Raw genomic sequence first — 9,280 nt, 5'->3', positions numbered from 1 at the left:
TTCCGATCTGCTTCTATCTATACAGGTATAACGATTGCAGAGTATTTTAGAGATATGGGATATTCTGTGGCGCTTATGGCAGATTCTACATCCCGTTGGGCAGAGGCGCTCCGTGAGATGTCAGGACGTTTAGAGGAAATGCCGGGTGAAGAGGGATATCCTGCATATTTAGGAAGCCGGCTTGCACAGTTTTATGAGCGTGCCGGTGATGTTGTTACGCTGGGAAAAGAAGGACGTGATGGAGCGCTCTCCGTTATCGGTGCGGTATCTCCTCCGGGTGGAGACATTTCAGAGCCGGTATCTCAGGCAACACTTCGTATTGTAAAAGTATTTTGGGGATTGGATTCAAATCTTGCATATAAAAGACATTTCCCGGCAATCAATTGGCTTACAAGCTATTCGCTTTATGTGGACAGTATTGGGGAATGGTTCAAAGAGAATGTGGATGAAAATTGGCTGGAACTTCGTCAGAAGTTAATGAGCCTGTTGCAGGAAGAAGCTGAGTTGGAAGAAATTGTAAAAATGGTGGGCATGGACGCCTTGTCTGCACCGGATAGATTAAAGATGGAAGCATCCCGTTCCATTCGTGAAGATTATCTGCATCAAAATTCATTTCATGAAATTGACACATATACATCTCTAAAAAAACAGGAGATGATGATGGAATTGGTATTAGGATTTTATGAACAGTCAGCAGAGGCACTGCGAGAAGGAGCTGATGTAGAAGCATTGATTAAAATGCCTGTAAGAGAGGCAATAGGTCGTTTCAAGTATACCGAGGAAAATAAATTGGACGGTGAATTTAAGAGAATTAGTGACCAGCTTGCACAGGAGATTGCCAATACGTTGAAAAAGGAGGAGTTCTAATATGCCGAAGGAATATAGGACGATACAGGAAGTCGCCGGTCCATTGATGTTAGTGAGAGATGTCGAAGGGGTGACTTATGATGAATTAGGAGAAATTGAACTTGCAAATGGCGAAGTCAGGAGATGTAAAGTATTAGAAGTAAATGGAAATAATGCTCTCGTACAGCTGTTTGAAGATTCTACAGGTATTAATCTCTCGAACAGTAAAGTAAGATTTCTTGGTCGCAGCATGGAACTTGGAGTTTCTATGGATATGCTCGGCCGTGTGTTTGACGGACTGGGCAATCCAATCGATAATGGTCCGGAGATTCTTCCGGATGAGAGAAAAGATATTAACGGTATTGCCATGAACCCGGCAGCCAGAAATTATCCATCAGAGTTTATTCAGACCGGTATTTCTGCAATTGACGGATTAAATACGTTAGTCAGAGGACAGAAGCTGCCAATTTTTTCTGCGTCAGGTCTGCCTCATGCCAATCTTGCAGCACAGATAGCAAGACAGGCAAAGGTTATCGGAACAGATGACCCATTTGCTGTAGTATTTGCAGCGGTAGGTATCACGTTTGAGGAATCAAACTTTTTTGTTAACAGCTTTAAAGAGACAGGTGCTATTGACAGAACCGTAATGTTTATGAACCTTGCAAATGACCCGGCAGTAGAGCGTATTGCCACACCTCGTATGGCACTTACGGCAGCAGAATATCTTGCTTTTGAAAAGGGTATGCATGTTCTTGTTATTATTACAGACATTACAAACTATGCAGATGCTCTGCGTGAGGTATCAGCTGCTAGAAAAGAGGTACCGGGAAGACGTGGTTATCCGGGATACATGTATACAGACCTTGCAACATTATACGAGCGTGCAGGACGTCAGCGTGGAAGAGACGGAAGTATTACAATGATTCCGATTCTGACTATGCCGGAAGATGACAAAACGCATCCGATTCCGGACTTGACAGGTTATATTACGGAAGGACAGATTATTTTGAGTCGTGAACTGTATCGAAAAGGCGTGACACCGCCAATAGATGTTCTTCCATCCTTATCCCGTCTGAAAGACAAGGGTATCGGAGAGGGAAAGACTAGAGAAGACCACAGTAATGTAATGAATCAGCTTTTTTCAGCTTATGCTCGTGGAAAAGATGCGAAGGAGCTTATGACTATTTTGGGTGAGGCTGCATTGTCCGATATTGATTTAATATATGCAAAGTTTGCAGATGAATTTGAAAGAGAATATGTATCACAGGGATATGATGCCAACCGTTCCATTATAGAGACTATGGATGTTGGCTGGAGGCTGTTGTCAATGCTTCCAAAATCTGAATTAAAGAGAATTGATGACAAATACTTGGAAAAATATTATCTGGATTAGATACGAATTATGTAATTTTCCGGAGATATAGATTGGGAGTAGTGACATTGGTATTATTATCGTAGGGAAAAGGAAAGGATAGATTATGGCATCTACGAGAGTCAATCCGACCAGAATGGAGCTGACAAAGCAGAAAAAAAAGTTGAAATCAGCTACGAGAGGTCATAAATTATTAAAAGATAAGCGCGATGAACTGGTTCGTCAGTTTATGGATTTGATAAAGATAAATATGGAACTTCGCCGGAAAGTTGAAAAAGGTTTGAAGTCTGCTAATATGGAATTTGCAGTGGCAAGAGCCGGAATGAGTGACGAGGTTCTCAATACAGCACTTATGGCAACAAACAAGTCTTTAGAAATTAAGCAGGAATTTAAGAACGTAATGAGTGTTGATATTCCACAATTTTCTACAAATGATGATATAAGTGGCAACGATATATATTCCTATGGCTATGCTTTCACAGCAGGTGACTTAGATGATGCGGTATATTCACTTTCTACTGTTTTTGAGGATATGTTAAAGTTGGCAGAGGTAGAAAAATCCTGTCAATTAATGGCAGCGGAAATCGAAAAAACAAGAAGAAGAGTAAATGCATTGGAACATGTAATAATTCCCGAAGCTTTGGACAATATAAAGTATATAACCATGAAGTTAGATGAAAATGAACGCAGTACACAGATTCGTCTGATGAAGGTTAAAGATATGATGTTGAAACAAGTGATAGAAGCAAAACAGCAAAGTCTAGTTGATGAATAAACCATCAATATAGGCAGTTTGTTACTGGAGGGAATGTTATGAGGATTTTATTTTATGATACAAAAAAGTATGATAAAGAGTTTTTCGATAAGATTTTACCGGAGTACGAAGGAATAGAAATAGAATATGTAGAAGCTGATATTTCAGAGCGCTCAGCAAAATATGCAAGGAGTTTTGATGCGATATGTGCATTTGTAAACTCTGATTTAAGTGAGAAGGTTCTTGATGTTCTTGCAGAATGTGGAATTAAATTAATTCTGATGCGCTGCGCAGGATTTAATAATATTGATTTAAAGGTGGCAAAGAAGCATGGTATTACCATTCTCAGGGTACCGGGGTATTCGCCGGAAGCTGTGGCGGAGCATGCTATGGCATTGGCACTTGCATGTAACAGGCATATTCATAAAGCTTATATTAAAGTGAGAGAAAATAATTTTAGTCTGGTTGGTCTGACAGGTATAAATTTCCATGATAAAATTGCGGGAATTATTGGAACAGGAAAAATAGGTGCGGCGATGTGCCGTATTTGCCATGGCTTTGGTATGAAAGTTTTGGCATATGATATCTATAAAAACCCGGATTTGGATTTTGTAGAATATGTAGAGTTGGATACACTTTTAAAAGAAAGTGATTTAATTTCGCTCCATTGCCCGTTAACAGATGATTCTTACCATATAATTAATTCTAAGACAATAAAGAAAATGAAAGATAATGTAGTTCTTGTCAATACGTCAAGAGGAGCATTGATAGATACGATTGATTTAATTAAGGGAATTAGAGAGCATAAATTCCATAGCGTGGGTCTTGATGTATATGAGGAAGAGACAGAGAATGTTTTTGAAAACAGAGAAGATGATATTTTAGAAACATCGATTACATCCAGACTGTTATCGTTTCCGAATGTAATCGTGACATCCCATCAGGCATTTCTGACGGAAGAAGCATTGGCGGCTATCAGTTATACTACGTTAGAGAATGCAAAGTCTTATGTGCAGGGGCATATCATAGAAAATAATATAGTAAAATAGTAGAAACCGGGTTGTTTTAACAATCCGGTTTTTACTTGGTGCTAATTTTTTAGGTGAGGTAATATTTTTTTATAAAATGTTGAGTGAAAAAAAGTAAATATGTTATATTATACAAAGAGAAAAATGTTTTTATATTGTTAATATGGAGGAGAAACATATGAGAAAATTTATATTTTTAACAGCAACTTTGGTTGCTATGCTTATGTTTCATGTAAGTGTAAGCGCTGGATATAATACAAATACACTCACGATGAATCCCAGTGATATGAAACTGATATGGTCCGATGAATTTAATGGAACAGCACTAGACACAGATAACTGGACTTATGAGATTGGTAATGGTGACTGGGGTTGGGGAAACAACGAACAGGAATACTACACAGATTCTACTGACAATGTTAATGTAAGTGATGGAACTTTAAAAATTACTGCAAGAAGTCAGGCAAAAGGTGGAAAGAATTATACATCCGGACGTATTAAAACAGCAGGAAAAGTAGAGGTTGGCAATGGTTATGTGGTTGCCAGAATAAAGCTTCCATCAGTGAATGGAATCTGGCCGGCATTTTGGATGCTGGGAACAAACGGAAGAACATGGCCGATGTGTGGTGAAATAGATATTATGGAATCAATTAATACACAAAAATATCCATATGCTACGATGCATTGGACAACGGTGGCAAAACCAACGGTAGACCACTATCAGAGTACGCCGGGATATTCTAATGCATTTCCATATTTTGATAAAACGGATTGGCATACATATGGTGTTTACAGAACAGATGATAAAATAAGAGTTTTCTATGACGGAAGGTTGATTGGCACATATAATTTCGTGGCAGGAATGGAAGAACTAAAGGATAATTATTATATGTTATTGAATGTTGCCGTAGGTGGAAATTTAACCGGAAATATAAATCCGTCAGCGGCACAGTTACCTGCAACAATGGAAGTAGATTATGTAAGATATTACCAGGATAAATCAGCTGAAGATATTGCAAAGGAAAAAGAAGAGGCATCTAAAAAGGCTGCGGAGGCAAAAGCAAAGGCGGAAGCTGAGGCAAAAGCCAAAGCAAAACCGGCGAGAGTAACAATAAAATCTATTAAAAATGTTAAAAAGAGAAAAATAAGCTTAAAGTTAAAGAAAATTTCAGGAGTAAAAGCTTATCAGATAAGATTTTGCGACAACAAAAAATTCCAGGGATATGAGCAGAAAACATCATCAAAAGTAAAAATAACATTGAAAAAATTAGACAAAAAGAGTATATATTATGTTAAAGTTAGAGCTTATAAGGTATATAAGGGAAAGAAAATATATGGAAAATGGTCTAAAGTAAAACGTGTTAAGATTAAAAAATAGCCATATTACCTAAAAATCTAATATAAATTTTTATGCACCCTGAGTGTTAGGAGAAAGGGCCTAACATTTGGGGTGTATTATTTTATTAAATATGATAAAATAAGGATTGTACAATTATAATCAATAAAAAGTTGAAACAATTGGAGAAGACTATGGAAGAAATGAAGAAGGAAAATCAGATAAGTGAAAATATTGCAGATGAAACAAAAAAAGAAATGGATGATAAAAAAGAATTAGGTACAGAAACTGAAAGTCGTTATGATAAACTACTAGATTTAGAGGTTAATCTTTGGACCTATGGAAGTCCGGTTCTTTTTGAGAGTGGTATCCTTGAATATGATAAAATAAGTGATAAAAATAGATTAACCCTAAAGTTTACAAATATCTATAAAAAGGATATCAGGGAGTTAAACATAACCGTGTCTGTCAGTGACGATGAGGGAAATGTGGAGAATATTGAACATAATTATGGAGCACTTGGTTTAAAGTATCTTGAGACAAAGGGGAGTGCTGCTAAAATTACAATACCTAACAAGGCGGCAGGAAAATATGTTATTCAAGTGAATTATGTTACTTTTGAGGATGGAACAATCTGGCAGAAACAGGATTCTATTTATGAGAGTGTAGGAGAATTAGAAGATGTTGAAGTATTTGCCGAGGCCAAGTTGAAAGATTACGAAGACAGCTATATATCGGCTACGGAGGATATATCAAAAGACGATTCTGTTCATATTGGTAATGGTATTGAGATATTAAAAAGAATTTCCTGGTATCTGGATGCAAAAGTTCTGTTAAAAGATGCGAAAAGAAAATATTCTATTGTGAAGCAGAATGAGGAGAGAAAGCAGGCAAGTGAAGACAGAAGGGCAAACAGAAAAAAAGCGGTACGAAAAAGATATATAGTGGCAGCCATTGCGGTTGGTGTCATTGCAGTGATAGCGGCTGTCGTTGTGTTTGCATTTATTATACCAAATAATAAATATAAAGCTGCTAAAAAACTTATGAATGATAAGAAATATGATAAGGCTGTAACAGCTTTTGAAGAATTAAACGGCTTTATGAAAAGTGAGGAATATTTGGCAGAGGCAAATTACAATTTAGGATTAGCTGCGCTCTCTGATGGTGATGAGGATAAGGCAGCGGATTATTTTGTGAAGGGTCATGATGCAGATAAAGATTCTACACATGGGAAAATGGCAGGTGCATTTTTGGATTATTATGATGGTGCTGAAGCTTTGCAGAAGGAAAATTATGAGGAGGCAATGAAACTTTTTAAATCCAGTGCAAATGCAGCTTCCGATTTTAATCTTATTAATAAAGCAAGTGCCGGGATGGCAGAAATTTACTATCTTCAGAAAGATTATGAGACAGCATGGAACACAATAAAGAATGTTTATGCAAAAGATACGTCCTATGAGGCAGAATATGGAACTTATGGATATGGATATGCGAAATACTTAGTAGATAAGGGTGATACAAAAAATGGAATGTCCATTTACAACAGTGTGGCAAAATATACAAAGGCACAAAATCTTAATGAGAGTGTATATAATCAGGCTGTAAAACTTGGTGAACAAGGTAAGATTTCGGAGGCAATGAAGCTCTTGGAATCCATTAGAAAAAATTATAAACAGGCAAATACACTTTATAAAAAAATGAATAGCTTTAGTGATAAGGTACAGTATTGGATAGGAACATGGAGACATAAAGGGACTGTAAATGGAGAAAAGAAAACATATCGTATTAAAATTTCACAGGTTCTTTATAAAGGTGAAATGTGTCTTAGAATTATAGATAAAAATAATGATTATTTAGGCTTTGATACTATAATAAGTAGTAAAAATAGAGTTACGCAGATTCAGATAGGCACATATCAACTACATTTTAAGCTAAAAAAATATCATGACCAAAAATTTACTTACACACTAAAAGGTGGAAAGAAAATGATAAGAGAATTGAAGTATGATGGACAGAAATATACTTCAAAGTATAAGAAATAAAATATAGGAGTTTTAATGAAAATAAAGAGAATAGTTTTAACTATATTGGTATTGGCGCTTGTATTTGCGCCCCATACCGGTTTTTATATAGGGAATTATGATAGAGTATCCGTTCAGGCGAAAGAGAATGCTCACGAGTTTCAGGAAGGCATGAAAGAAAAATCTAAGACTGAGCTTGCGAAAAGAAATAACAGACTGTCCGGAAAAAATACAAAATATAATAAGTATAAGAAAATTTCAGAAGCTGCATTAAGCATGAGAAAATCAATGGTGAATCACGAATCTCAAATTGTAGTGTATGTTAAGACTACAAATTCCAACCCGGTTCAAGTATTTGAAGCGCTTGAGAATGAAGCGTTAAAGGAAACGGAAAATGGAGATGAAGGAGATTATCTTCACTGGGATATTGATAGAGAGTATCCATCTTATTCATGTTTTATTGCCAAAGTCAATGGAAAGAAGTATTATTTTTATGAATTTCGTATGGAAATATGGTATTTCACTACATTAGAACAGAAAAAGCAGGTGGATAGAAAGGTTAAGGATATTATTTCAGGATTCCAATTTGATGAACAGACATCAGATTATGAAAAGGTTCAGACAATATATAATTATGTCTGTGAGAATGTAACGTACGCAAAAGATATTACAAAAGATATTGTATATTCTTCATGGTCAGCATTGTTTCGTGGCGAAGCAGTGTGTCAGGGATATGCACAATTAATGTATAGGTTTTTGAAGGAAGTGGGATTATCTGTGAGAGTCATACCCGGCTATGGTGGCGGTGATGTACTTCATGGATGGAATATTGTAAAGCTGGGAAATTATTATTACAATTTGGATGCTACTTGGGATTCAGAGATTTTTCATTCCGGACAAACATATAAATATTTTTTGAAAGGTGATAAATTTTTTAAGCACACGCGGTTGGATGATTATAATACATTAGAATTTTACAATAAATATCCAATGGCTGAAAAAGAATATGGCTCAAAAGAACAGGAAGCTTCTCTCAGAAGCAGACAGGCAAAATTTTGTATTATTAAACCGCAATTTAGCAAAGTATCACGAAAGAAAGTCAGCTTAAAGAGAGTTGCCGGAGCCTCTGGTTATAAAATACAATATTCTACAAACAAGAAATTCCAAAAGAACAATAGGATTGTGACTACAAAGAAAAAAAACTATAGATTAAAAAAAATCAAGAAATCAAAAAGTTATTATGTTCGATTCAGAGCATATAAATTTATTGAAGGAAAAAAAGTATTTACGAAGTGGTCTAATGTCAAAAAGATAAAGCGGAACAAATTAACCTAAAATAGCCGGCATTTAAATGCCGGCTATTTTAGGTTTAAATAACGGGAAAAGAGTATAAAAACATTTTTAGTAAAAGATAAATATATATTGTTTTTTATAAAAAGATTATAAAAAAGTAAAAAAAAGACATAAAAATATTTTTATAAAAATTGACACCTAAATAAAAAAAAGATACTATAAATGTATATAATTATTGACTAAAATAATTATAAATTATGGATAAATAGCTATATGGATAGTAGAGGGGATTTATTCATAAGAAACTAATGTTTTATATGAAAGGAGAATTGAAATGAAAAAACGTTTCAAGAAAGTGGTAGCTATTGTTAGTGCAATTGCTATGGTATTAACCAGCATAACATATCTGCCACAGGCAGTTAATGCTGACACATCACTTGTTGGTGATGCAACATGGCAGTCATGGTTTGCAGCCGGTGGTAGTGTTACATCCACAGATGCTTCTCAGGAAGTGATTAGTGGAAGTATTGGTGAGACATGGTGGAATATTCAGACATGGTTACCAGAGGTTACATTTGTTAAAGGTTATGTAGATCGGAAGAGCACACGTCAGAACTCCAGTCACATACG

Annotated in this window: 6 protein-coding genes and 1 pseudogene; all 7 read left to right on the top strand. The window is 35.8% G+C overall.

Going from position 1 to position 9,280, the window contains the following annotated elements:
• A pseudogene (locus tag Q5O86_RS01195) lies at window positions 1-867 on the top strand (V-type ATP synthase subunit A); the annotation flags it as partial.
• 1 nt (window position 868) lies between these two features.
• Complete coding sequence (locus Q5O86_RS01190; protein ID WP_302625329.1) at window positions 869-2,239, top strand: V-type ATP synthase subunit B; 1,371 nt, start codon at window positions 869-871, stop codon at window positions 2,237-2,239.
• 85 nt (window positions 2,240-2,324) lie between these two features.
• The gene (locus Q5O86_RS01185; RefSeq protein ID WP_302625328.1) at window positions 2,325-2,993 is read left to right on the top strand and encodes a V-type ATP synthase subunit D; all 669 of its coding nucleotides are present in this window, start codon (window positions 2,325-2,327) and stop codon (window positions 2,991-2,993) included.
• Between the two features lie 38 nt (window positions 2,994-3,031).
• Window positions 3,032-4,021 (top strand): 2-hydroxyacid dehydrogenase, encoded by a 990-nt coding sequence (locus Q5O86_RS01180; protein WP_302625327.1) that lies wholly within the window; start codon window positions 3,032-3,034, stop codon window positions 4,019-4,021.
• Between the two features lie 157 nt (window positions 4,022-4,178).
• The gene (locus Q5O86_RS01175; RefSeq protein WP_302625326.1) at window positions 4,179-5,378 is read left to right on the top strand and encodes a glycoside hydrolase family 16 protein; all 1,200 of its coding nucleotides are present in this window, start codon (window positions 4,179-4,181) and stop codon (window positions 5,376-5,378) included.
• Window positions 5,379-5,530: 152 nt separating this feature from the next.
• On the top strand, window positions 5,531-7,378 hold the full coding sequence (locus Q5O86_RS01170) for a lipopolysaccharide assembly protein LapB (RefSeq protein WP_302625325.1): 1,848 nt from the start codon (window positions 5,531-5,533) through the stop codon (window positions 7,376-7,378).
• Window positions 7,379-7,393: 15 nt separating this feature from the next.
• The gene (locus Q5O86_RS01165; RefSeq protein ID WP_302625324.1) at window positions 7,394-8,692 is read left to right on the top strand and encodes a transglutaminase domain-containing protein; all 1,299 of its coding nucleotides are present in this window, start codon (window positions 7,394-7,396) and stop codon (window positions 8,690-8,692) included.
• Window positions 8,693-9,280 lie beyond the last annotated feature (588 nt).

The sequence above is a fragment of the uncultured Eubacterium sp. genome (assembly GCF_937958975.1).
Classification (GTDB): domain Bacteria; phylum Bacillota; class Clostridia; order Lachnospirales; family Lachnospiraceae; genus Eubacterium_G.
This window is presented reverse-complemented; position numbering and strand designations above follow the sequence as displayed.